The following is a 23,734-nucleotide window of genomic DNA, read 5'->3' as shown; positions in this document are numbered from 1 at the left end:
CAAATCGTATTTGGTCCACCAATTTCCGCCATCGTGGTTTTCCACTACGCGCCGACCGGCAACGTTCGGGCAACGCCCGGACAACCGCCGGATCACCCCTCGACAGCCCCCGCGCGGCCCCTGTATAGATACGGATCGAACGACAGCCAAGGAAAGCGACATGCCCAGCACGACCGACCAGCCCTTGCCCGCCAATCTGGCGGACCTGACCGTCACCGAGGCGGCAGCACACATCCGCGAGGGCCGCCTCACCAGCGTTGCGCTGACGCAAGCCTGCCTGGACCGCATCGACGCCCGCCAGGACCTGAACGCGTTCATCACGGTCGACCGCGACGGCGCGCTGTCGCAGGCGCGCGCCTACGATGCGGCGCCCGGCCACGGCCCGCTGGGCGGCGTGCCCGTCGCCATCAAGGACAACATCCACGTCGCGGGGTTGCCGAACACCGCTGGCACACCAGCGCTGAAAAACTTCCGCCCCGCCGAGGACGCGCCCGTCGTGCAGCGGCTGCGCGAGGCCGGCGCCGTCATCCTGGGCAAGACCAACATGCATGAACTGGCGTTCGGCGTGTCCGGCTTCAACACCGCCTTCCCCGGCCCGGATGGCGATGGCACGCGCAACGCCTACGACGCGCGCCTGATCGCTGGCGGCTCGTCGTCCGGCAGCGGCGCGGCGGTGGGCGCGCGGCTGGCGCCCGCCGCGCTGGGCACCGATACCGGCGCCTCGGTGCGCCTGCCCGCTTCGGTGAACGGCGCCGCCGGATTCCGCGCCACCGTGGGCCGCTACGACGGCGCGGGCATCACCCCCATTTCCCACACGCGCGACACACCCGGACCCATCGCCAACGGCATGGCCGATATCGTGCTGCTGGATGCGATCCTCACGGGCCAGACCGAGCCGCTGGCGCCCCTGCCGCCCGAAGGCATTCGCCTGGGCCTGGCCGCGTACTTCTGGGCCGACCTCGATCCCGACGTGCAGGCGGTTTCAGAAGCCGCCTTGAACACGCTGCGCGCCGCCGGGGTGACGCTGGTGGAGCTGGACATGCCCGACCTGCCCGCCGCCAACGCGGCGATCGGCATGCCGCTATGCCTGTTCGAGCAGAAGCCCGATCTGACGGCCTATCTGGCGCGTTATCACGTGGGGATGAGCTTTGATGAGGTAGTCGCGCAGATTTCCAGCCCCGACGTGAAGGGCATTTTCGACAACCTGATCGTGCCGGGCGTGCTGCCCACGCCGGACGGCCAGCTCCTGCCGTTGCAACCGTTGTACGAACAGGCCATCGCAGGCGGCCGGCGTGAGCTCATCGACGTCTATCGCCGCGCCTTCAAGGAACACGCGTTGGACGGCCTGCTGTTTCCGACCGTGCCGGTGCCGCCGCCCGCGTCCACGCCCGAAGCCAGCAGTTTCGAAACCTTTGCCCGCCTGGCGCGCAACGTGGATCCCGGCAGCAACGCCGGCCTCCCTGGCCTGAGCGTGCCGGCCGGGCTGTCGAATCAAGGCCTGCCGGTGGGATTGGAGATCGACGGCCTGCCGGGCGAGGACCGCAAGGTGCTCGCGATCGGCGTGGCCATCGAAAAGATATTGGGGCGCATCGCTGCGCCCCGGGTCCGACCTTAGCCTCAGCCTGGGCTTTCGCGGCAGTCAGCCGCGTCAGCCCAGGTTGGGCGCCAGCGTGCGCTTCAGGTCTTCGATGCTGCGGCCGCTGCGGCGGGCGTAGTCTTCGAGCTGGTCTTCGCCGATGACGCCCACATTGAAGTACTGCGACTGCGGGTGGCTGAAGTAAAAGCCCGACACGCTGGACGCCGGGTACATCGCGTAGCTGTCCGTCAGCATCATGCCGATGTCCTCGCCGTCCAGCACGCGAAACATGTCGGTCTTCACGACGTGTTCCGGGCAGGCCGGGTAGCCCGGCGCCGGGCGGATGCCTACGTACTTCTCGGCAATCATGTCTTCGTTGGACAGGGCTTCGTCGGGCGCGTAACCCCACAGGTCCTGGCGCACACGCGCATGCAGGCACTCGGCGAAGGCTTCGGCCAGGCGGTCCGCCAGCGACTTGAGCATGATGCTGGAATAGTCGTCCAGCGCCTTCTCGAATTCCGCTTCCTTCTTTTCGATGCCCAAACCGGCCGTGACGGCGAACATGCCGATGTAATCGACCTTGCCGCTGGACTTGGGCGCGATGAAGTCCGACAGCGACTTGTTGCTGACGCCTTCGCGCTTGGCGCCCTGCTGGCGCAGGTTGCGGTACGTGAACAGCACTTCGCTGCGCGTCTCGTCCTTGTAGACCTCGATGTCCTCGTCGTTGACGGTGTTGGCGGGATAGAAGCCCACGACGCCGTTGGCGGTGAGCCAGCGGCCTTCGACGATGCGCTTCATCATGGCCTGGCCGTCCGCAAATACCTTGCGCGCCTGCTCGCCCACCACCTTGTCTTGCAGGATTGCGGGGTACGGGCCGAAGAGACTCCAGGTCTGGAAGAACGGGCCCCAGTCCACGTACTTCGCGATCTCGGCCAGGTCGTAGCTTTTGAAGGTGCGGCGGCCGATGAACTTGGGGCGCGGCGGCGTGTAGTTGTCCCAGTCGATCGCCGGACGCGAGGCGCGCGCCTCGGCCAGCGGCAGGATCGGCGTCGCCTTGCGGTTGGCATGGCGGCGGCGCACGTCTTCGTACTCTTCGGCCAATTCCGTCAGGTAGGCTTCCGACTGGTCGGACATCAGGTTGGTGGCCACGCCCACCGACCGGCTGGCGTCGGGCACGTAGATCACCGGGCCTTCGTAATTGGGCGCGATCTTGACGGCGGTGTGCACGCGGCTGGTGGTGGCGCCGCCGATCATGAGCGGCACCTTGCGGCTGCGGAAGTACTCGTCGCGCTGCATTTCCGACGCCACGTACGCCATCTCTTCCAGGCTGGGCGTGATCAGGCCGGACAGGCCGACGATGTCGGCGTTCTCTTCCTTGGCTTTCTCAAGAATCTGCGCGCAGGGCACCATCACGCCCATGTTCACGACTTCGAAGTTGTTGCACTGCAGGACCACCGACACGATGTTCTTGCCGATGTCGTGCACGTCGCCCTTCACGGTGGCAATGACGATCTTGCCCTTGGCGCGCACGTCGCCGCCCGCGGCCGCGATCTGGCGCTTTTCTTCCTCGATGAACGGAATCAGGTGCGCCACGGCCTGCTTCATGACGCGGGCGGATTTCACGACCTGCGGCAGGAACATCTTGCCTTCGCCGAACAGGTCGCCGACGACGTTCATGCCGTCCATCAGCGGGCCTTCGATCACTTCGATGGGACGGCCGCCGCGCGCTGCGATCTTCTGGCGCACCTCTTCGGTGTCTTCCACGATGAAGGCCGTGATGCCGTGGACCAGCGCGTGCGACAGGCGCTGCTCGACCTCGGCATTGCGCCAGGCCAGGTCTTCTTCCTTCTTGGCGCCGCTGCCCTTCACGCTGTCGGCAAACTGCACCAGGCGTTCGGTGGGCGTGCGCTCGTCGTCGGCTTCGGTCTTGCCGACGGGTTCCGGCCGGTCCAGCACCACGTCTTCCACCAGATCGCGCAGCTTGGCGTCCAGGTCTGCGTACACGCCCAGTTGGCCGGCGTTGACGATGCCCATCGTCATGCCTTCCTTGACCGCGTAATACAGGAACACGGTGTGGATGGCCTCGCGCATCGGCTCGTTGCCGCGGAACGAGAAGCTGACGTTGGACACGCCGCCCGAGATGCGCGCGTGCGGCAGGTTCTCGCGGATCCAGCGCGTGCCTTCGATGAAGTCCACGGCGTAGTGGTTGTGCTCATCGATGCCGGTGGCGACCGCGAAGACGTTCGGGTCGAAGATGATGTCTTCCGGCGGGAAGCCTTCTTCCTCGACCAGGATCTTGTAGGCGCGGCCGCAGATTTCCTTGCGGCGCTCCAGTGTGTCGGCCTGACCCAGTTCATCGAACGCCATCACCACCACCGCTGCGCCATAGCGGCGGCACAGGCGGGCGTGATGGCGGAAGGGCTCCAGCCCCTCCTTCATGGAGATCGAGTTCACCACCGCCTTGCCCTGCACGCACTTCAGGCCGGTCTCGATGACTTCCCACTTCGAGCTGTCGATCATGACCGGCACGCGCGCGATGTCGGGCTCTGACGCGATCAGGTTCAGGAAGCGATGCATGCAGGCCACCGAATCCAGCATAGCCTCGTCCATGTTGATGTCGATGATCTGCGCGCCGTTCTCGACCTGCTGACGGGCCACGGCCAGCGCCTCGTCGTATTTTTCTTCGCGGATCAGGCGGGCGAACATCTTGCTGCCCGTCACGTTGGTGCGTTCGCCCACGTTGACGAACAGCGTGTCTTCGTCGATGTTCAGCGGCTCCAGGCCCGACAGGCGGGTCTTGACGGCGATCTCGGGCACGACGCGCGGCGTCAGCGCCGTGACCTTCTCGGCAATCGCGCGGATGTGGTCCGGCGTGGTGCCGCAGCAGCCGCCCGACATGTTCACCAGGCCCGCGCGCGCAAATTCCTCGAGCAGCGCCGAGGTGTCGGCCGGGGTCTCGTCAAAGCCGGTCTCGGCCATGGGGTTGGGCAGGCCGGCGTTGGGATACACGCAGACGTAGGTGTCGCAGATCTTGGACAGCTCGGCCACGTAGGGGCGCATCAGCGCCGCGCCCAGCGCGCAATTCAGGCCGATGGTGACGGGACGCGCGTGGCGCACCGAGTTCCAGAAGGCTTCGACCGTCTGACCGGACAGGATGCGGCCGGATGCGTCGGTCACCGTGCCGGAGATCATCACCGGCAGGCGGATGCCGCGTTCCTCGAACACTTCCTCGGTCGCGAAAATGGCGGCCTTGGCGTTCAGCGTGTCGAAGATGGTTTCGATCAGGACGATGTCGATGCCGCCGTCGAGCAGGCCGTTCAGTTGCTCGATATAGGCGACACGCAGTTCGTCGAACGTGACGTTACGCGCGCCCGGGTCGTTCACGTCCGGCGAAATGGAAGCCGTCTTCGGCTGCGGGCCCAGCGCGCCCGCCACGAAGCGCGGCTTGTCGGGCGTGCTGTAGGCGTCACAGGCTTCGCGCGCGAGCTGCGCCGACACCAGGTTCAGCTCGTAGGCCAGTTCCGGCAGGTCGTAGTCACCCTGGGCGATCGTGGTGGCGCCGAAGGTGTTGGTCTCGATGACGTCGGCGCCCGCGTCCAGATACTGGCGGTGGATTTCCGAGATGACGTCTGGCCGCACCAGCGACAACAGTTCGTTGTTGCCTTTCACGTCCTTGCCGTGCTCGGCAAAGCGCTCGCCGCGGAAGTCGGCTTCGCCCAGCTTGTAGCGCTGGATCATGGTGCCCATGGCGCCGTCCAGGATCAGGATGCGCTTGCCCAGCAGGCGGGCAAAGTCGCCGCCGCGGGTATAGGCTTCGGGAGGGTACGGCAGGCGGGGATACGACACGATCAGGTCCGGATTAGGTTGGCCACGGCAGCGCGGATGTGGCTAAAACGCGAAAAACGCCGAAAAAACAAGCCCTGATCGTAACAAAATGGGCCTTCGCGCGCCTCACGGTGATACAGTTTCGGCCCCGAACCGGTGCTTTCGGCGCATCAGGTTGGGCAAGCACGCAACACTTGCCCGCCGCGAGCGAAAGATAAACGGGAAACAGGAAGACGCCCCCGCAGTGCCGCGCCGCCCGCAAGGCCGCCGCAGCGCCGCCCGTCCAGCATGTGCTGCCCCCGCAACGGTCCCCATGCGCGCCTGGCGCCCATGGCAGCCCGATACCGGCCTGTTCGCTCGTCAGGATGCCTGTTTCCCGCCACGCGGCCTTTCGGCTCGCCCGGCGCGCCGGCATCCTTCCCATCGTGAATGGCCTGCGGGGTCGCGGGCTGCACCGAGGTCTTGTAGATGAAAGCCCGCTCCATCCGGCGCTATGCCGGCGCCCTGCTCTGTTCCGCTCCGGCCATCGCCGCCGCCCAGCAAACCGCTCCCGCCACGTCCGAACTCGACAGCATCACCGTCACCGCCCAGCGCGTGCCCACCGACGGCCGCACGCTGCCGGTGTCGATCTCGGTGATCACCGCCGAGGACATCGCGGCCAGCAGCGCGCGCACCATGCAGGACCTGCTGTCCACGCAGGCCGGCATCAACCTGATCAACACCACCAGCTCCAGCGACAACGCCATCGTCGACCTGCGCGGCTTCGGCATCACCGGCGCCAGCAACACGCTGATCCTGATCGACGGCGTCAAGCAGAACACCAACGACCTGTCGGCGCCCAGCCTGGGCGTGGTGCCGCTGGATCAGGTCGAACGCATCGAAATCGTGCGTGGCAGCGGCTCCGTGCAGTACGGCGGCGGCACCACCGGCGGCGTGATCAACATCATCACCCGCTCCGACTTCGCCCAGGAACCGGTCACCGCCCGCGCCACCGCCACGTTCGGCAGCTACGGCCTGCGCCAGTACGACGCCGCGGTCGCGATGAACAACGAGAAGGTGGGCGTTGACGCCTACATGCAGTCGCTGCACAGCGACGGCTACCGCGACAACAGCGGCGAGCGCCGCGAAGGCGGCGGCGGCGGCATCACCTTCCGCCACAACGACGGCTCGATTCGCCTGTACGGCCGCACCACCACGCAGAAGCTGGAACTGCCCGGTCCGCGCACGATCAACCCGTTCACGGGCGTGAACGAATTCCAGGACGATCCGCGCGGCTCGAAGAACGACGTCGATTACGTCAAGACCACGACCACCACGTTTGGTCTGCAACTTGAGCAGGCCATCGGCGCCGGCGTGCTGTATTCGGACCTGTCGACCCGCGAGAAGAAGCTCAGCGGCCTGACTTACGACGGTTTCGGCGACACGCTGCGCGACCAGAAGCTGGAAGAGAACATCGCCAGCGTGCGCTACCGCCTGCCGATCAACGGCGGCCACAGCGTCGTCTTCGGCGCCGATGCGCAGGAAGCCAAGACCACCGCCGACCAGAACGCCTACTACGACTTCGAACCGTCGAAGTGGCAGTCGCGCCAGCATCAGTACGGCCTGTTTGCCGAAGGCCAGATCCGCGCCACCGACAGCACCTACATCACGGCGGGCGTGCGCCGCCAGTACGCGTCCGACGACCTGGAAGTGATTTCGGGCTCGGGCACGCCGTCCGACCGCAGCCACCACCTGACCGCGTGGCAGTTGGGCGTGCGCCAGGACCTGTCCGGCGGCTTCGGCCTGTACGGCAAGGTCGGCCGCAGCTTCCGCCTGCCCAACGCCGACGAACTGCTGTCGGTCCAGTCGCCGCTGGCCCCGCAGACGTCCACCGACAAGGAAATCGGCGTCACCTGGCAGTCGGCCAGCAGCAGCGCGCGCCTGTCGTACTTCCACTACGACCTGACCAACGAGATCCAGTACAACCCGCTGGCCGACGGCCTGTGGGGCCCGGGCACGGGCGCCAACACCAACCTGGATCCGACCCGCCGCCAGGGCATCGAGCTTGAAGGCCACACCGCGCTGTCCAGCAGCGTCACCGTGGACGCCAACCTGACCTGGATGGAAGCGCAGTTCCGCTCCGGCACCTATGCCGGCGTTGATCTGGCCGGCAAGACCGTGCCGCTGGCGCCCAAGTGGCTGGCCAACGCCGGCGTGACGTGGCGCCCCACCGATGCGTTCCTGTGGAACGTGTCGGCGCAATACGTGGGCAAGTCGCGCATGGACAACGACCAGGCCAACCAGTTCGACAAGGAACTGGACGCCTACGTGCTGTTCAACACCAAGGTCGCGTACAAGTTCACCCGCAACATCGAAGGCGCGGTGGGCGTGAACAACATCTTCGACCGCCAGTACGCCACGTACGGCATCCGCGGCGGCAACGCCTCGTTCGAGATGCTGGGTCCCGTCGCCAACTACAGCCTGTACCCCGCCCCCGGCCGCAACTTCTACGCGTCGCTCACGCTACGCTACTGATTGCCGCCTTGCGGACTGGGCCTGCCGGTCTGAGCCTTTGTTGAGGCTCAGGGTCTGCGCAGGCCCTTTTCTACATTTGTGCCCACCCGACGGAGCCGCTGCATGACCTTTCGACGCGTCCTGACGACTGCCGGCGTTGCGCTGAAGCTGACCCTGACGTCGGCGTCAGGGTTGATGCGGGCGTTGGTGCTGGCGTTTGTGCCGACATTTGTGCCGACATTGGTGCCGATCGTGGCATTGACCCTGGCGCTGTCTCCGCGGCTGTCCCACGGCGCCCCCGCCATCCAGGTCCAGGACGACCGCGGCCGCACCGTCATGCTGGACGCCCCCGCCCGGCGCGCCGTCACGCTGGCGCCCCATGCCACCGAACTCATCTACGCCGCCGGCGCGGGCGGATATATCGTCGGCACCGTCCTCGGCAGCGATTATCCGGCCGCGGCGCGCGCGCTGCCCGTCATCGGCGACGGCACGCAGCCGGACGTCGAGCGCGTGGCCGCCGCCCGGCCCGATCTTCTTATCGCCTGGCAACCGTCCGCCGCCGAACCGCTGACGCGCGTGATGGACAAGCTGGGCGTGCCCGTCTTCTACAGCGATCCGCTGACGCTCGCCGCCATCCCCGGCGCCGTCGAGCGCATGGGCCAGCTGTTCGGCACCGAGGCCGTGGCGCAGGCCGCCGCGCAGGTCATGCGCGCCCGGCTGGATGCCCTGAAGGCGCGCTATGCCGGCCGCCGCCCGGTGCGGGTCTTCGTCCAGGCCGGCCTGGACCCCATCTACACCCTGAACGACAGCAGCATCGTCAGCGACGCGCTGCGGCTGTGCGGCGGCGTCAACGTCTTCGGCCAGGCGCCCATCGTCGCCCCGCAGGTCACGCTGGAAGGCGTGCTGGCGGCCCGGCCCGAGGCCGTGCTGGCCGGCGTTTCGCGCCCGGAGGACACGGCCAGGAACCTGGCCGCCTGGCAGACGATGGGCCTGCCGGCGGCGCGACAGGGCCACGTCTATGGCGTCGATGCCGACGCGCTGTACCGGCCCGGCCCCCGGCTGATCGACGCGGCCGAGACCCTCTGCGCCGACCTGGACCGGGTGCGCTGACGCGCGCGATCCGCAAATAGTGGAACGCGCGGGCCAGTGCCCGGCCCTGCCGTCCGGCGGACTGCTTTATCATTCGGCATCAGTCAGCCAGTCCCCCGCGGGCCTCGCATCGTGCGCGCCCGCCCTTTGAAGCACCGCCATGACCACACAAGACACTCTCACCATCGCCGGCCGCGCCTATTCGTCGCGCCTGCTCGTCGGAACCGGCAAGTACAAGGACTTCGAACAGACCCGCGCGGCCCTGGACGCCAGCGGCACGGAAATCGTCACCGTCGCCATCCGCCGCACCAACATCGGCCAGAACGCCGGCGAGCCGAACCTGCTGGACTACGTCCCCACCTCGAAATTCACGCTGCTGCCCAACACGGCCGGCTGCTACACCGCCGACGACGCCGTGCGCACGCTGCGCCTGGCCCGCGAACTGCTGGACGGCCACGACCTCGTGAAGCTCGAAGTGCTGGGCGACCCGCACACGCTGTTCCCCAACATGCCCGAAACCCTCAAGGCCACCAAGACGCTGGTCGATGAAGGCTTCAAGGTCATGGTCTATTGCACCGACGATCCCATCCAGTGCCGCATGCTGGAAGACATGGGCGCCGTGGCCGTCATGCCGCTGGCCTCGCTGATCGGCTCCGGCATGGGCATCCTGAATCCCTGGAACCTGCGCCTCATCATCGACCAGGCCCGCGTGCCGGTCGTGGTCGATGCCGGCGTGGGCACCGCTTCCGACGCCGCCATCGCCATGGAACTGGGCTGCGACGCCGTGCTGATGAACACCGCCATCGCCGGCGCGCGCGACCCCATCCTGATGGCCAGCGCCATGAAGAAGGGCGTGGAAAGCGGCCGCGAGGCATTCCTGGCCGGCCGCATGCCCAAGAAGCTGTACAGCGGCGCGCCCAGCTCGCCCACCGAAGGCCTGATCACCGGCGGTCCCGCGAAATGAATTCCCGCCAGCCGGCCGCCAGCGGCCGTCCGATCCCCAACGCGCTGACCATCGCCGGCGTCGACCCGTCCGGCGGCGCCGGCATCCTGGCCGACGTCAAGGCCATGAGCGCGCTGGGCGCCTACGGCTGCGCCATCATCGCCGCGCTCACCGCGCAGAACACGCAGGGCGTGACCGGCATTTCGCCGGTGCCGCCCGCCTTCGTCGGCCTGCAGATCGACACCCTGTTCACCGACGTGCGCATCGACGCGGTCAAGATCGGCATGCTGGGCCAGCGCCCCGTCATCGAGGTCGTGGCCGAAAAGCTCGCCAAATGGACGCCCGCGCACATCGTGCTGGACCCGGTCATGGTCGCCAAGAGCGGCGACCTGCTGCTCGAGAACGATGCCGTCGGCGCCATGCGCGAAGCCATGCTGCCGCTGACCACCCTGCTCACGCCCAATCTTCCCGAAGCCGGCGTGCTGCTCGAAGAGCGCCCCGTCGAGACCGTCAAGGAAATGCGGCGCGTGGCCGAGCGCCTGCGCAACAAGCTGGCGCATTCCGGCGAACGCTGGGTGCTCGTCAAGGGCGGCCACCTGCCCGGCAGCGAAACCATCGACCTGCTGCATGACGGCGACCGCATGATCGAACTGCCCGGCCACCGCATCGACACCGCCAACACCCACGGCACCGGCTGCACGCTGTCGGCCGCGCTGGCGGCGCTGCTGCCACAAATCGGGGACGTACCGGAATCCGCCAAACGCGCCAAGGCCTACCTGACTGAAGCCATCCGCCACGCCGAGCGCCTGTCGGTCGGCTCGGGCCACGGCCCGGTCCACCATTTCCACGGCTGGTGGTAACGCCCCTTTCCGGCTGAGCTCAACGGCGCCCCACGGGGCGCCGTCTGCTTTTCCGGGCTCAGCGCCGCGTCTGAAACATCTGCCGCACGGGCGCGCCGTCACAGGACGCTACGAATCGGTACAATGGCCCGTTGATTCCTCTGTTTTTTCTGACCGTCATGAACGCTTCGACCCTGCCCGACGTAGAACAAGCCCGCTTCAATATGGTGGAACAGCAGATCCGCCCGTGGGACGTCCTGGACGCCAACGTGCTGCAAGCGCTGTTCGATGTGCGCCGCGAACAATTCGTTCCGCCGGCCCTGCGTGGCCTGGCGTTTTCCGACCTGGAGCTGCCGCTCGAGATCAACGCGGTCAACACCCGCGAGAACATGCTCGCCCCCAAGGTCGAAGCCCGTCTCGCGCAGGAACTGCTGCTCACCAAGTCCGACTGCGTGCTTGAAATCGGCACCGGCTCGGGCTACCAGGCCGCCCTCCTGGGCTACCTGGCGCAACAGGTCACCTCCGTCGAAATCGACAGCCGCCTGGTGACCTTCGCGCAGCAGAACCTGCAGATGAACAACGTCACCAACGTCAAGGTCGAAACCGGCGACGCCCGCAATGGCTGGGGCTCCACCGAATACGACGCCATCCTGGTCACCGGTTCCGTGCCGGTCGTGCCGGACGCGCTGAAGTACCAGCTGCGCGTGGGCGGCCGCCTTGTCGTGGTGGTTGGCCAAGCCCCCATCATGACCGCCTGTCGCATCACCCGCACCACCGCCGCCAGCTTCGAAACCGTCAAGCTCTTCGAAACGGTCATCAAGCCGTTGCGCGGCGTCACGGTGTCGCAGTTCAAGTTCTAACTCCGCGACCTCGCCGCCTTTTGCCCGGCCCCCATGGGGCCGGCGTCACGTCCGGCGGCCCGGCGTATCGTTGAAAGATCATGCGCGTCCGCTCACTTACGGCTTTACTGGTTTTCACCTGCGCCGCAAGTGCCGGCCCGCTGACCGCGTCCGCCCAGAACCTGGTCCAGGTCTGGCAGGCCGCGCTGGGCAATGATCCCACCTACGCCGCCGCGCGCGCCAACTACCGCGCCGGCCTCGAAAAAGAACCCCAGGCCCGCGCCCTGCTGCTGCCCCTGATCACCGCCGAAGCCGGCGGCGCCTACCAGGAAACCCGCAGCACCCGCGGCCTGTCCTACGCCTACAGCGGCGGCCGCGGCGTGTGGGACCTGGCGCTCACCCAGCCGCTCTTCGACTGGGGCCGCTGGCAGAACTTCGAGCAATCCAAGCTCATCGTCGCCGACGTCGAAGTGCAACTCCAGCAGGCCTATCAAGACCTCTTGCTGCGCGTCGCCGACGCCTACTTCAACGTCCTGTACGCCCAGGACACCTTGACCGCCACCGAAGCCGAAAAAACCGCCGTCGCCGGCCAGCTTGAATCCGCCAAGCGCAACTTCGAACTCGGCAACGCCACCATCACCGACACCTACGAGGCCCAGTCGCGCTACGACCTCGTCGTCGCCCAGGAACTGCGCCTGCAGAACGACCTGGAAGTGCGCCGCGACGAACTCGCCAAGATCATCGGCACGCAGCCCGGCGCCCTGGCCGAACTGCCCTACGGCGTGCAACTGCCCGCCCCCCAGCCCGCCCGCATCGCCGACTGGAGCAACCAGGCCGAAACCTCCAGCCTCGAAGTCCTGCGCGCGCAATTGCTGACCCGCATCGCCGGCCGCGAAATCCAGATCGCCAAGAGCGGCCACTACCCCACCCTGAACCTGCGCGCCACCAGCGGCAGCGCCAGCGACGCCGTCATGCGCAACGCCGCCCCCGGCAAGCCCATCGACAACACCATCGGCGTGGTCCTCTCCATCCCCCTGTACTCCGGCGGCGGCGTGTCCTCGCAGGTCACGGAAAAGGTCGAACTGGAACAGAAGGCGCGCTACGACTACGAAACCGCCCGCCGCCAGGCCGTCCAGGCCACCCGCCAGTACTACACCGGCGTCACCAGTGGCCTGGCCCGCATCCAGGCCCTGGAAGCCGGCGAAAAATCCAGCCGCGCCGCGGTGGAAGCCAACCGCACCGGCTACGAAGTCGGCGTCCGCATCAACCTGGACGTCCTTAACGCCCAGCAACAGCTCTACGCCACCCAACGCGACCTGGCCCTGGCCCGCTACAGCACAGTGCTCTCCAGCCTGCGCCTGAAGGCCACCAGCGGCATCCTGGCGGAATCGGACCTGGAAGCGATCAACCGGCTGTTGCGCGCTCCGCGCTGAGGGCGGTGCGCGTACTACCACCAGCGCGCGAGCGCACAGCGCCACGACGCCCCACCGCCTCGATGCCGATTGCCGCCGCCCGGGCGGCAGCAATTCGGCGGCCCCGCAGATCCCCTGCCCCGTCCACAGGTCTTACAGCGCGCAAACCAAAGACCCTGGCAGCACGGCGTCGTGGTCACCGGGGAGGCGGGCGCCGTCGATGCGCCCGAGGGAATCTGAAGGGAGCCGAAGGCGGACGAAGATGACGAGGGGGAAGTCCGGAGCGAAGGCTCCGGACCGCAATCGTGGGCGATCGCCTCCCCGGTGACCGCGGCGTCGGGCGACCTACGAAGACCCGCGGCACGACTCAAAAAGCCTTCCGGCAAAACCGCCAAAACCCCGAGCGCAAAAGAAAAGACGGCCATCAAGGGGCCGCCTTCCATTCATCCGCTACACATTCCAAAGCAAATTCACCCGCCCTGAATCTTCTTCACCAACGCCGTCGTAGACCGCTCAAACTCAAAAGGAATCGCAACGGCACGTCCGCCCCAGGTCTTCACCAGCGCAGTCTCCGGCAACGTCTCCATATCGTAATCGCCACCCTTGACGATCAGATCGGGCTTGATCTCTCCGATCAGCGCCTCAGGCGTGTCTTCATGGAAGGACGTGACTACGGTCACGAAACCCAACGCCGCCAGCAACGCCGCCCGATCTTCCATGCGATTTAGCGGACGCTCCGAGCCCTTACCCAGCCGCCGCACCGACTCATCCGTATTCACGGCGACAATCAACGTCGCCCCCAACTGCGCCGCCTGATCCAGATACGTCGCATGCCCGCGATGCAGGATGTCGAACACCCCGTTCGTAAACACCAGCGGCCGCGGATAGCGGCCAGCGGCAACGGCAGCGACGAGTTCGTCGCGGGACAGGACCTTGGATTCGAAGCGGGCGGCAGGCATGCGGCGATTATAGGAGGGATCAGGCGCCGCCCAGGATGATCTCTTTGTCCTTCGGCACGATCAGCGCCGACACTTCCTTCCGGTAGCGGTTCAGATCCTTCACCGTCTCGAAGCTGCGGTCCATCAGCCTCGACAGAATGTGCAGAATCCGCGTCGCCACCTTCTGCTCCCACACCCCGTCAAAACGGATCTGCGTATCCAGCCAGTGCTCCAGCCAGCCTGGCTCCGGCAGGCGCGACTGCACCGTATCGTTCGGGAACAGATCCTTGTTCACGTGCAGATTGGTCGGATGCAGCGCCTGCTGCGTGCGGCCCGCCGACGCCATCAGCACCCCGATCTTCGAGAACGCCAGACGCGCCTCTGCGCTCGTGTCCTGTCCGCGATCATGCAGCGCGCGGCGCATGTATTGCAGATAGGCGCCCGCGTGGCGCGCCTCGTCCTGCGCCACCGTCTTGTAGATCGCCTTGATCACCGGCTCCGTGTGCCATTCGGCCGCGCGGCGGTACCAGTGGTTCAGGCGGACCTCGCCGCAGAAGTGCAGCATCAGCGTTTCAAGTTCAGGGGCCTTGTCGAATTCAAAGCGCACGTTGTGCAGCTCTTCCTCGGTCGGCACCAGGTCCGGGCAGAAGCGGCGCAGATACTCGATCAGCACCAGCGAATGCTTTTGCTCTTCAAAGAACCAGACCGACATGAACGCGCAGAAATCACTGTCGCCGCGGTTGTCGCGCAGGAACATCTCGGTGGCCGGCAGCGCCGCCCACTCCGTGATGGCGTTCATCTTGATCGTGTGGGCTTGTTCGTCCGAGAGCTTGCTGCGGTCGAAATCGCCCCACGGAATATCGTGCGCCATGTTCCATCGCACGGCTTCCATGGTCTTGAAGAGTTCTGGATAAAGCATATTCTGCCCTTGTATTCGTCCCGCTAGTGGGGCTATGAAAATTGATGAATGGCGCGCGCGTTCTTATAGGCGTGGGCGCTGCTTGCCAATTGCGCAGCGCTATTTTTCGCCGTCTCCCGCGAAGCTATGATGACCGTTTCATGAATGAAACATGACAGTAAGGTCTAGATCATCGCGCCGCCTATCGGGTCAACGCCCATATCGCGACCCCGACTGCCAGCGCCAGCACGCCAACCAGCGCTGCAACCAGCCGGTTGTTCTGCTCTTGTGCGCGGCGTAACTGCATCATCTCGGCCAGCATCGCGGGCGAGACATTGGGTCGGCTCAGATGGTCATGGACCAGCCTGGGCAGGGCGGGCAGCATTTGCGACCACTGCACGGCCTCTTTTTCCAGGCTTTTCCGCAATCCCTGGAATCCGACACGCTGACGCATCCAGCGTTCCAGATAGGGTTTTGCGGTCTTCCAGAGGTCGAGGTTGGGATCGAGCTGACGGCCCAGCCCCTCGACGTTCAGCAGGGTCTTCTGCAACAGGACCAGCTGCGGCTGGATTTCAACGTTGAAACGGCGCGAGGTCTGGAAGAGCCGCAGCAGCACCTGCCCCAGCGAGATCTCCGACAGCGGCCGGTCAAAATACGGTTCGCAGACGGCGCGCACCGCGCCCTCCAGTTCTTCCTCGCGCGTATCCGGCGGCACCCAGCCCGATTCGATATGCAGTTGCGCCACGCGGCGATAGTCACGATGGAAGAAGGCCAGGAAATTCTGCGCCAGGTAATTCTTGTCGAACTCGGACAGCGAGCCCACGATGCCGAAGTCCAGCGCGATATAGCTGCCCAGCGTGCCGGGGCGGTCCGACACGTAGATGTTGCCCGGGTGCATGTCCGCATGGAAGAATCCGTCGGTGAACACCTGCGTAAAGAAGATCTCCACGCCCGTGCGCGCCAACGTCGGAATGTCGATGCCGGCTTCGCGCATGCGCTCGACCTGGCCCACGGGCATGCCGTACATGCGCTGCATCGTGAACACGGTGGAAGCCGTGTATTCCCAGATCACCTCGGGCACGATCAGCATGTCGCCGCGGCCGGACTCCGGGCCGAAATTGCGTCGCAGCTGGCTGCAATTGGAGGCCTCGCGCACCAGGTCCAGCTCGTCGTGCAGGTACTTGTCGAACTCCGCGACTACCTCGCGCGGCTTCAGGCGGCGGCCATCGGCGCCCAGGCGCTCGATGATGCGCGCCACGACCTTCAAGAGCGACATGTCCTTTTCGATGATGCTGAGCATGCCCGGACGCAGCACCTTTACGGCGACCTCGCGGCCATCGTGCAGCACCGCGAAGTGGACCTGCGCAATGGACGCCGACGCCACCGGGTCCACGTCGAACTGCGCGAACAGCTTTTCGGGCGGTGCACCCAGCGCCGCCTCGATGCAGGCAGCCGCCTGGGCGGACGGGAAAGGGGGCACACGGTCTTGCAGCAACGCCAGTTCGTTGGCGATGTCGGCGGGGATCAGGTCCCGGCGGGTGGACAGCACCTGCCCGAACTTCACAAAGATGGGACCCAGCGATTCCAACGCCAGACGCAGCCGCTGCCCGCGCGGCGAGCGCGGACGCGTGCCCAGGCGCATGACGCGGAGCAGGCACGTGGCCAGCGGATGATTCAGGCTGGACAGGACAAGTTCGTCCAGGCCGTAGCGCAGCGAGACGACGATGATGCGAAAGAGGCGCAGCAAGGGGAACATGGATCAGGCGCCCCGCTTTGCGCCGGCCGAGGCCAGGCGGGTTTGCAGCGCGGCCGCCGATCGCGCCAGCGCATCCGCGCGCGCGTTAAGTTCGGCCAGGTCCAGGCGCCATTGCTCCAGGGCCGGGCGGCCCGCCAGCACACCGCTTTCTTCGGACAGGTATTCAGAGACATTCTCGGCCAGCCGCTGACCCGCATTGCGAGCCCCGCCGGCCACCGCGCGCGCGCCGCCCACGATGCGCAGCGCGGCGATGTCGCCCACCACACGGGCAAGCGCGTCTTCGGGGTCGAACCGCAATTGCTTGGACAGATCTGCGACCACCTGCGCCAGCGCCGCGTCGCCAGAAATATGCGTAGCCTCGGCGAAGTCGGGCTTGTCGTGCCCCGCGCCCAGACGCGGCAACGGCAGCTTGTCTGGCGACACGGTGAGCGTGACATCGGGCACCACGGCCGGATCGGCCTGGTCGGCCAGTCCGTCGCTGTCAATCGACAGCCCCAGCGTGAAGCCGCCCATGACGAAACGCACCGTCTTGCCGGCATGCCGCGCCAGGCGTTCGCGCGCCCAGTCCTCACGCCGCAACAGGGCGTTGAGGGCGCTGACGGCCAGGCGCTTGGGGGTGGGCAGGAACGAAAAAGGCAGCATGGGCGGTTGCAAGGACCCGGGAGGGCTTGCCGAAGTTGATGGGTAAATCGGGAGTGTAACGGGTTAGATGGGGGCCTGTTTTGCGGAAGGCACATGAAAAACCGGCCCTTTGGGGGCCGGTTCATGCGGACGCCGTGACGGCGTCCGCGGCAGAGGGCCGGTCGAGCCGGACCGCCAGGGTTTAGCTGGCGTGTTCCACCGGGATCTGCTGGATGCCGGCCAGCAACCAGCCGCCATTGGCCGGCTTGAACAGGTTCCAGACTTCTTCGAAGCGGAAAGCCTCGGCGCCCGGGGCCTCGCGCAGCATGCCGGAGAAGCGCACGCTGGCCAGGTGGCCGTCCGAGACGGTTTCGATGCCCAGCATCTCGGCGTTCAGCAGGACCACTTCGGTCTTGTTGGGCGCCGCGCCGCGCTCGGCCAGTTGCGGCTTGAGTTCGGTGATCAGGTCGTCGGTCAGGAATTCACGCAGACCGTCGGTGCTGCCGCTGTCCCAGACGGCCTGGATGCGGACGAACTGTTCCTTGGCTTGCTTCAGGAAGGCCGGCGTGTCGAAATCGCCCGGCACGAACCAGTTGTTGTCATCGCCCGCCTTGGGCAGGACGGCCGGCGGCTCGATGGGAGCGGCGGCCACCGGTGCGGCGGCTGCGGGCGCGGCGGCGCCCGGCTTCAGCGCTTCACGCCACATCGGCTGCTGTTGCTGCTGGCCCGAGGCATTGTTGTTGCCGCCAAATGCGCCCTGGGTGGCAGTGCGCGGACCGGCGCCACGCAGGCGGCGGATGATGAACATGACGGCAAAGACGACAGCGGCGATCAGCAGCGCGGACGACAGGAATTCCAGGAATGCGCCCGACAGGCCCATGCTGGAGAGTAGCGCGGCGATACCCAGACCGGCGGCGATACCGGCGATGGGGCCCAACCAACGAGAAGCGCCGCTCTTGGCGGCGGCGCCCGCTGCGCCGGCCGTTGCGGCACCGGCGGCTGCCGGCGCGGCGGTGGCGCCCGCGGTGTTGCTGTTGGCAGCCGGCGGCGTGGTGGCCTGGCGCTGCGTCGTGACATTGGAGGACTGACGGCCCACGCTGGCGCCGCCGCCGGCGCGACGGGCTTCGGCGTCAAACGACGCCGTCACCAGCGCAGCGCCCGAAACGGCGATGAGCGCTGCCGCGACAAAGCGCGAAAGACAGAATTTGGACATAGATTTGCTCCCTCGTACTCGCGCCCCCGCTGCCCCGAGCAACGGGAGGGCCTCGCAATACGCGAGACCATCTGCGCGACTTTTCTTACAGTAATCTGAATGGCGTAAGAATAACGGACAAGCCGCTGCCCCACAAGTTCCCCGCGGGACGGCGAAATCCGCCGTGGTCGCCGGGCTTCAGCCCAGACGGACGCCTTCGTGCAGCGCGGCGATGCCCGCTGTCAGGTTGAAATATTGCACCCGCTCCAGGCCGGCGGTGCGCAGCATGTCGGCCAGCGTCTCCTGGTCGGGGTGCATGCGGATGGATTCGGCCAGGTAGCGATAGCTGGCCTCGTCCTTGGCGATCTTCTTGCCCAGCCACGGCAGGACGTTGAACGAATACCAGTCGTACGCGGGCGACAGCGGCTTGGCGATGCGCGAGAACTCCAGGACGAGCAGCTTGCCGCCCGGCTTGAGCACGCGGGTCATTTCGGCCAGGGCGCGGTCCTTGTGGGTCATGTTGCGCAGACCGAAGGCCACACTGACGCGGTCGAAGTAACCGGTGGGGAACGGCAGGCGCTCGGCATCGCAGACGGCGGTGGGCACCAGCAGGCCGGCGTCAGTGAGACGATCGCGGCCCACGCGCAGCATGGAATCGTTGATGTCGGTCAGCCAGACCTCGCCCGTGGGGCCGGCACGCTTGGCGAAGGCGCGCGCCAGATCGCCCGTGCCGCCGGCGATGTCCAGCACCTTCATGCCGGGGCGGATGGCGGCGCGGCCGATGGTGAAGGCCTTCCAGACGCGATGCAGGCCCGCCGACATGAAATCGTTCATGACGTCGTAGCGCTGGGCGACTGAATGGAAGACTTCGGCGACCTTGCGGGCCTTTTCGCCTTCGGGGACCGACTGGAAGCCGAAGTGCGTGGAGGTCGAGCCGGAACCGGCGGATTGTTGCGATTCGGAGGGGTTTTGCATGGTGAATTCCCGATATATCGGTCAATGGTAGCCTATCGGGCGCGCGCCTGCGGCGTGCCAGACCCGCCGAATGACGCGCTGCGGTCACATACTTGAAATATTGCGGCCATACTATCGCAATGTTCGCGCCGCGCCGGCGCTCAGAAGTGTGCCCAATTCGATATGTCCAGCACCATCCTCGTCGTCGAAGACGAACCCGCCATCCAGGAACTGATCGCCGTCAACCTGTCCTTCGCTGGCCACAAGGTGCTGCGCGCCTTCGACGCCGACCAGGCCCAGACGCTGATCCGCGCCGAGCTTCCCGATCTGATCCTGCTGGATTGGATGCTCCCGGGAACCTCCGGCCTGGCCATGGCGCGCAAGCTGCGCAACGACGAGCGCACCCGCGCCGTCCCGGTCATCATGCTGACCGCCAAGGGCTCCGAGCAGGACAAGGTGGACGGCCTGGAGGCCGGCGCCGACGACTACATCACCAAGCCCTTCTCGCCCAAGGAGCTGATGGCCCGCATCAAGGCCGTGCTGCGCCGCCGCGCGCCGCAGCTGACGGACGACGTCATCGACGTCGGCGGCCTGAAGCTCGATCCGGTGACGCATCGCCTGTCGGGCAACAGCCAGTCCCTGCAGATCGGCCCCACCGAATTCCGTCTGCTCCACTTCTTCATGACGCACCCGGAGCGCGTGTTCTCGCGCTCGCAGCTGCTGGACCAGGTGTGGGGCGACCACGTCTTCGTGGAAGAACGCACGGTCGACGTGCACATCCGCCGCCTGCGCAAGGCCCTGGAACCCAGCGGCCATGACGCGCACGTGGAAACGGTCCGCGGCAGCGGCTATCGGTTTACGGCACAGCTCCCGACGCGGTAAAACTGGCGCACGATGATCTGGCTGCGCACGCTTATATTTGTCGCCCTGTGGGCGGTGGTTGCCTTACTGGCGCAATGGCTTATTGGAGACCCCGCGGGCTGGGTCGTGTTTTCCGCTTCGCTGACCGCCATGCTGTTGTGGCGCAGCTGGCGGCTGACGCTGGTTTCCCGCTGGGCCAATCAACCCGACTCCGCCCCGCCGGCCTCTGTCGGCCCCTGGGACGACATTCTTGCTCCGCTCTATCGGTACACCCGCGCCCGCGCACGTGAACTGACTGAAACCCGCGACACCATGCAAGGCATGCTGGCTGCCGCCCAGGCCCTGCCCGACGGCGCCGTCACGCTGAACGAAGACTTTCAGATCGACTGGTGCAACCGCATGGCGCGCCAGCATCTGGGTCTGCGCTTGCCGGCCGATCGCGGACACAACCTTCTGAACCTGCTGCGCGCGCCGGAATTCGTGGAATACGCGCATCGCCCGTCCTGGCCCGAGCCCATCCTGGTGCGGCTGGGCCAGCAAGGCCAGGAACGGCTGATGATGATGCAGTTGACGGCCTACGCCAGCAACCAGCGTCTGCTCATCACCCGCGATGTCACGCAGATCGAGCGCCTGGAAACCACGCGCCGCGATTTCGTGGCCAACGTCTCGCACGAATTGCGCACGCCATTGACGGTGCTGGCGGGTTTTCTGGAAACGCTGCGCGACATGCCCGACGACGCGCTGCCGCAGGAGCAGCGCGAGCAGTACATCGACATGATGCACGAGCAGGCGCACCGCATGCAGGCCATCGTGGAAGACCTGCTGACGCTGTCCACGCTGGAATCGTCGCCGGGCAGCGATCCGCGTGCGGTCAACATGGGCGCGCTGCTGCAAAAGGCGCGCCAGCAGATCGAAGCGCTGTCGGGCGGCCGGCACCAGCTGGTCTGGCACATCGACGAAACCCTGGACGTGCTGGGCGCCGAAAATGAGCTGACCTCGGCCCTGTCCAACCTGCTGACCAATGCCGTGCGCTACACGCCGGACGGCGGCACCATCACCGTGCGTTGGGAACGCGAGCCCGAAGGCGGCGCGTGCTACAGCGTGCAGGACACGGGCATCGGCATCCCGGCGCGCCATCTGCCGCGCCTGACCGAACGCTTCTACCGCGTGGACCGGGGCCGATCGCGCGCCGTTGGCGGCACGGGCCTGGGTCTGGCGATCACCAAGCACATCGCCATGCGGCACGACGCCGAACTGCTGATTACCAGCGAACCCGGCAAAGGCAGCGTCTTCTCGCTGCGCTTTCCCGCCGACCGCATCGCGATTGCCGAAACGGCCTGAATTCCGCCCGCGCGGGCGCCTGAGTGCGCCCCGCGGGTGGTAAATTTTTGGCCATGCGCATCCTGGTCATTGAAGACGAACCCAAACTGGCCGACTACCTGAAGAAGGGACTGTCGGAACAAAGCCACATCGTGGACGTGGCCCGCGACGGCGTCGATGGCCGCCATCTGGCGCTGGAAGGCGCGTACGACCTCATCGTGCTCGACGTCATGCTGCCCGGCGTGGATGGCTTCGAGGTCCTGGCCTCGGTGCGCGCGCACAAGGACACGCCCATCCTGATGCTGACCGCCCGCGACGCGGTCGAAGACCGGGTCCGCGGCCTGGAGGGCGGCGCCGACGACTACCTCGTCAAACCCTTCGCTTTCTCCGAACTGCTGGCCCGGGTGCAGGCGTTGCTGCGCCGCGGCCGCTCGCAGGAGCCCACGCTGCTGCGCCTGGCAGACCTGGAGCTGGATCTTGCCAGCCGGCGTGCCCAGCGCGGCGGCCACCGCCTGGACCTGACCGCCAAGGAATTCAGCCTGCTGGCCCTGCTGCTGCGCCGCCAGGGACAGGTGCTGTCGCGCACGACCCTGGCCGAACAGGTGTGGGACATGAACTTCGACAGCGACACCAACGTGATCGACGTCGCCGTGCGGCGCCTGCGCGGCAAGCTGGACGATCCCTTCGACTCGAAACTGCTGCACACCGTGCGTGGCATGGGGTATGTGCTGGAATCGCGCGTCGCCCCGGGTGGCAGCCCCCGATGATCCGCCCGCGCGTGCGGTCCATGCAGGCGAGGCTGACGCTGCTGTTGGGCGCCATCGCGCTGCTGGTCTCGAGCCTTGCCGGGGCGACCCTCTTCTGGGCGCTCAAGCGCGAGGTCGAACGCCAGGAGATTACCGAAGTCAGCGGCAAGCTCGAACTCATCGACCACCTGATCGACATGCAGAACAGCGCCAGCGGCCTGCACGATCTGGCGGCCACCTTCGACCAGATGCGCGCGGGGCAGGGCCAGCTCGGCATCTGGATCGTCGACGCGCACGGCAAGGCCGTCTATGGCGGCACGCCGCCCGAGACGCTGACGTCGCCGGACGGTCGCCAGGTCCTGCTGGAAGCGCCCGATGGCGGCCGCATGCGCGGCCTGCGCGTCGCCATGAACGATCGCATTCTGCCTGGCGCGCAGTTGACGGTGGCGGTCAGCACCCGGACCAGTTCGCAATTTCTTTACGCCTACGGCACGGCCCTCGCGCTGATCTGCGCGCTGTGGGTGGGCGCCACCGTCGTGCTGGCGGCATGGGCGGTGCGGCGCAGCATGGCGCCGGCGCGCCGGCTGTCCGAACAGGCCGCGGGCATCCAACCCGATAACCTGGCGCGCCGTCTCCCGCTGGAAGACACCGACCGCGAATTGCATGACCTGGTGCGCTCCTTCAACCGCACGCTGGACCGGCTGCAGGCGGCCTACCAGCAGATGGAGGGATTCAATGCCGACGTGGCGCACGAACTGCGCACGCCGCTGGCGACGCTCATCAATGGCACGCAGGTCATGCTGTCCGCGCCGCGCGACGCCGCCGAGATGCGCGACGCGCTGGAATCCAATCTGGAAGAGCTGGAAGATCTGAAGACGCTGGTCAACGACATGCTGTTCCTTGCCCGGGCCGACCGTGGCGAACGTGCGGCCGATCTGGCTCAGGTGTCACTGGCCGCGGAAGCGCGGCGCGTTGCCGAATACTACGAAGCCACGCTGGAAGAACACGGCGTGCAGCTGCGCTGCGAGGGCGACGCCACCGTGGCCGCCAACCGGGGCCTCGCGCGACGCGCGCTGGCCAACCTGATTTCCAATGCCATTAAGGCCACGCCACCCGGCGGCGGGATCGTGGTGGCCTGCGCGCGCATCCCCGGCGGCGCGCGCATCGCGGTCCGCAACCCCGGGCCGCCCATCCCGCCCGCAGACCTGCCCCGCATCTTCGACCGCTTTTTCCGCGCCGGCCCGACGCGCGCCCCGCGCAGCGAAGGCCACGGCCTGGGTCTTGCCATCGTGCGCGCCATTGCGCTCATGCACGGCGGCGAGGCCGATGCAGTGTCAGACACCACCGGCACTGTCGTCGGCATCACGCTGATGGATCCGGCGGCAGAGCCGAACATTACAAAAACGTAATCTGCGCGACAGGATCGGGTCAC

18 protein-coding genes are annotated in these 23,734 nt (G+C 66.8%); 11 read left to right on the top strand and 7 right to left on the bottom strand.

All coding sequences use genetic code 11. The annotated features are described in order from the left end of the window. Window positions 1–160 precede the first annotated feature (160 nt). Window positions 161–1,615 carry an indoleacetamide hydrolase gene (iaaH, locus tag AB3147_RS02470; protein ID WP_367351367.1) on the top strand — a complete coding sequence of 485 codons (1,455 nt, stop codon included), beginning with the start codon at window positions 161–163 and terminating at the stop codon, window positions 1,613–1,615. Between the two features lie 33 nt (window positions 1,616–1,648). Here the strand turns inward: iaaH and metH are convergent, their stop codons facing one another. Continuing rightward, window positions 1,649–5,422, bottom strand: a complete 3,774-nt coding sequence (gene metH / locus AB3147_RS02465; protein ID WP_175125169.1) for a methionine synthase — start codon at window positions 5,420–5,422, stop codon at window positions 1,649–1,651. Between the two features lie 447 nt (window positions 5,423–5,869). Between metH and AB3147_RS02460 the strand changes: the two genes are divergently transcribed. The 6 genes from AB3147_RS02460 to AB3147_RS02435 all read left to right on the top strand — a co-directional run bounded on the left by AB3147_RS02460 (window position 5,870) and on the right by AB3147_RS02435 (window position 13,037). Continuing rightward, on the top strand, window positions 5,870–7,915 hold the full coding sequence (locus AB3147_RS02460) for a TonB-dependent receptor (protein WP_367351366.1): 2,046 nt from the start codon (window positions 5,870–5,872) through the stop codon (window positions 7,913–7,915). Between the two features lie 174 nt (window positions 7,916–8,089). Beyond that, window positions 8,090–9,004: a cobalamin-binding protein gene (locus AB3147_RS02455; RefSeq protein ID WP_367353512.1), complete on the top strand. Its 915-nt coding sequence runs from the start codon at window positions 8,090–8,092 to the stop codon at window positions 9,002–9,004. Window positions 9,005–9,143: 139 nt separating this feature from the next. Further along, on the top strand, window positions 9,144–9,947 hold the full coding sequence (locus AB3147_RS02450; RefSeq protein ID WP_175125167.1) for a thiazole synthase: 804 nt from the start codon (window positions 9,144–9,146) through the stop codon (window positions 9,945–9,947). Next, window positions 9,944–10,786 carry a bifunctional hydroxymethylpyrimidine kinase/phosphomethylpyrimidine kinase gene (gene thiD / locus AB3147_RS02445; RefSeq protein WP_175125166.1) on the top strand — a complete coding sequence of 281 codons (843 nt, stop codon included), beginning with the start codon at window positions 9,944–9,946 and terminating at the stop codon, window positions 10,784–10,786. Before AB3147_RS02450 ends, thiD begins: the two co-directional genes overlap by 4 nt. Before the next feature lie 158 nt (window positions 10,787–10,944). Continuing rightward, window positions 10,945–11,625 carry a protein-L-isoaspartate O-methyltransferase family protein gene (locus AB3147_RS02440; RefSeq protein ID WP_056327622.1) on the top strand — a complete coding sequence of 227 codons (681 nt, stop codon included), beginning with the start codon at window positions 10,945–10,947 and terminating at the stop codon, window positions 11,623–11,625. Between the two features lie 80 nt (window positions 11,626–11,705). Beyond that, a complete protein-coding gene (locus tag AB3147_RS02435) occupies window positions 11,706–13,037 on the top strand; it encodes a TolC family outer membrane protein (protein WP_175186039.1) in 1,332 nt (443 codons plus the stop codon). A gap of 449 nt (window positions 13,038–13,486) precedes the next feature. On the opposite strand, the gene rfaE2 is transcribed toward AB3147_RS02435, so the two are convergent. The 6 genes from rfaE2 to ubiE form a co-directional block, all read right to left on the bottom strand. Next, the gene (gene rfaE2 / locus AB3147_RS02430) at window positions 13,487–13,975 is read right to left on the bottom strand and encodes a D-glycero-beta-D-manno-heptose 1-phosphate adenylyltransferase (protein ID WP_175125164.1); all 489 of its coding nucleotides are present in this window, start codon (window positions 13,973–13,975) and stop codon (window positions 13,487–13,489) included. 19 nt (window positions 13,976–13,994) lie between these two features. Next, complete coding sequence (locus tag AB3147_RS02425) at window positions 13,995–14,873, bottom strand: ferritin family protein (protein WP_367351365.1); 879 nt, start codon at window positions 14,871–14,873, stop codon at window positions 13,995–13,997. A 181-nt stretch (window positions 14,874–15,054) separates the two neighbouring features. Beyond that, the gene (gene ubiB, locus AB3147_RS02420; RefSeq protein WP_175125162.1) at window positions 15,055–16,608 is read right to left on the bottom strand and encodes a ubiquinone biosynthesis regulatory protein kinase UbiB; all 1,554 of its coding nucleotides are present in this window, start codon (window positions 16,606–16,608) and stop codon (window positions 15,055–15,057) included. Between the two features lie 3 nt (window positions 16,609–16,611). Further along, a complete protein-coding gene (locus AB3147_RS02415; RefSeq protein ID WP_175125161.1) occupies window positions 16,612–17,250 on the bottom strand; it encodes a ubiquinone biosynthesis accessory factor UbiJ in 639 nt (212 codons plus the stop codon). Between the two features lie 181 nt (window positions 17,251–17,431). Next, window positions 17,432–18,442, bottom strand: coding sequence for a Tim44 domain-containing protein (locus tag AB3147_RS02410; RefSeq protein WP_175125160.1), 1,011 nt, complete (start codon window positions 18,440–18,442; stop codon window positions 17,432–17,434). A gap of 177 nt (window positions 18,443–18,619) precedes the next feature. Beyond that, on the bottom strand, window positions 18,620–19,396 hold the full coding sequence (ubiE, locus tag AB3147_RS02405) for a bifunctional demethylmenaquinone methyltransferase/2-methoxy-6-polyprenyl-1,4-benzoquinol methylase UbiE (RefSeq protein WP_056564732.1): 777 nt from the start codon (window positions 19,394–19,396) through the stop codon (window positions 18,620–18,622). Between the two features lie 162 nt (window positions 19,397–19,558). Between ubiE and phoB the strand changes: the two genes are divergently transcribed. From phoB to AB3147_RS02385, 4 genes are read left to right on the top strand one after another with little or no spacing between them, the layout of a single operon-like run. After that, window positions 19,559–20,257: a phosphate regulon transcriptional regulator PhoB gene (gene phoB / locus AB3147_RS02400; protein WP_006227196.1), complete on the top strand. Its 699-nt coding sequence runs from the start codon at window positions 19,559–19,561 to the stop codon at window positions 20,255–20,257. A gap of 12 nt (window positions 20,258–20,269) precedes the next feature. Continuing rightward, window positions 20,270–21,577, top strand: coding sequence for a phosphate regulon sensor histidine kinase PhoR (gene phoR, locus AB3147_RS02395; protein WP_175139426.1), 1,308 nt, complete (start codon window positions 20,270–20,272; stop codon window positions 21,575–21,577). A gap of 53 nt (window positions 21,578–21,630) precedes the next feature. Further along, window positions 21,631–22,323 carry a heavy metal response regulator transcription factor gene (locus AB3147_RS02390; RefSeq protein WP_367351364.1) on the top strand — a complete coding sequence of 231 codons (693 nt, stop codon included), beginning with the start codon at window positions 21,631–21,633 and terminating at the stop codon, window positions 22,321–22,323. Next, complete coding sequence (locus tag AB3147_RS02385; RefSeq protein WP_438861016.1) at window positions 22,323–23,711, top strand: heavy metal sensor histidine kinase; 1,389 nt, start codon at window positions 22,323–22,325, stop codon at window positions 23,709–23,711. The genes AB3147_RS02390 and AB3147_RS02385 overlap by 1 nt, the downstream gene beginning before the upstream one ends. Window positions 23,712–23,734: the final 23 nt, after the last annotated feature.

This window comes from Achromobacter animicus (assembly GCF_040775605.1).
GTDB lineage: Bacteria > Pseudomonadota > Gammaproteobacteria > Burkholderiales > Burkholderiaceae_B > Achromobacter > Achromobacter animicus.
This window is presented reverse-complemented; position numbering and strand designations above follow the sequence as displayed.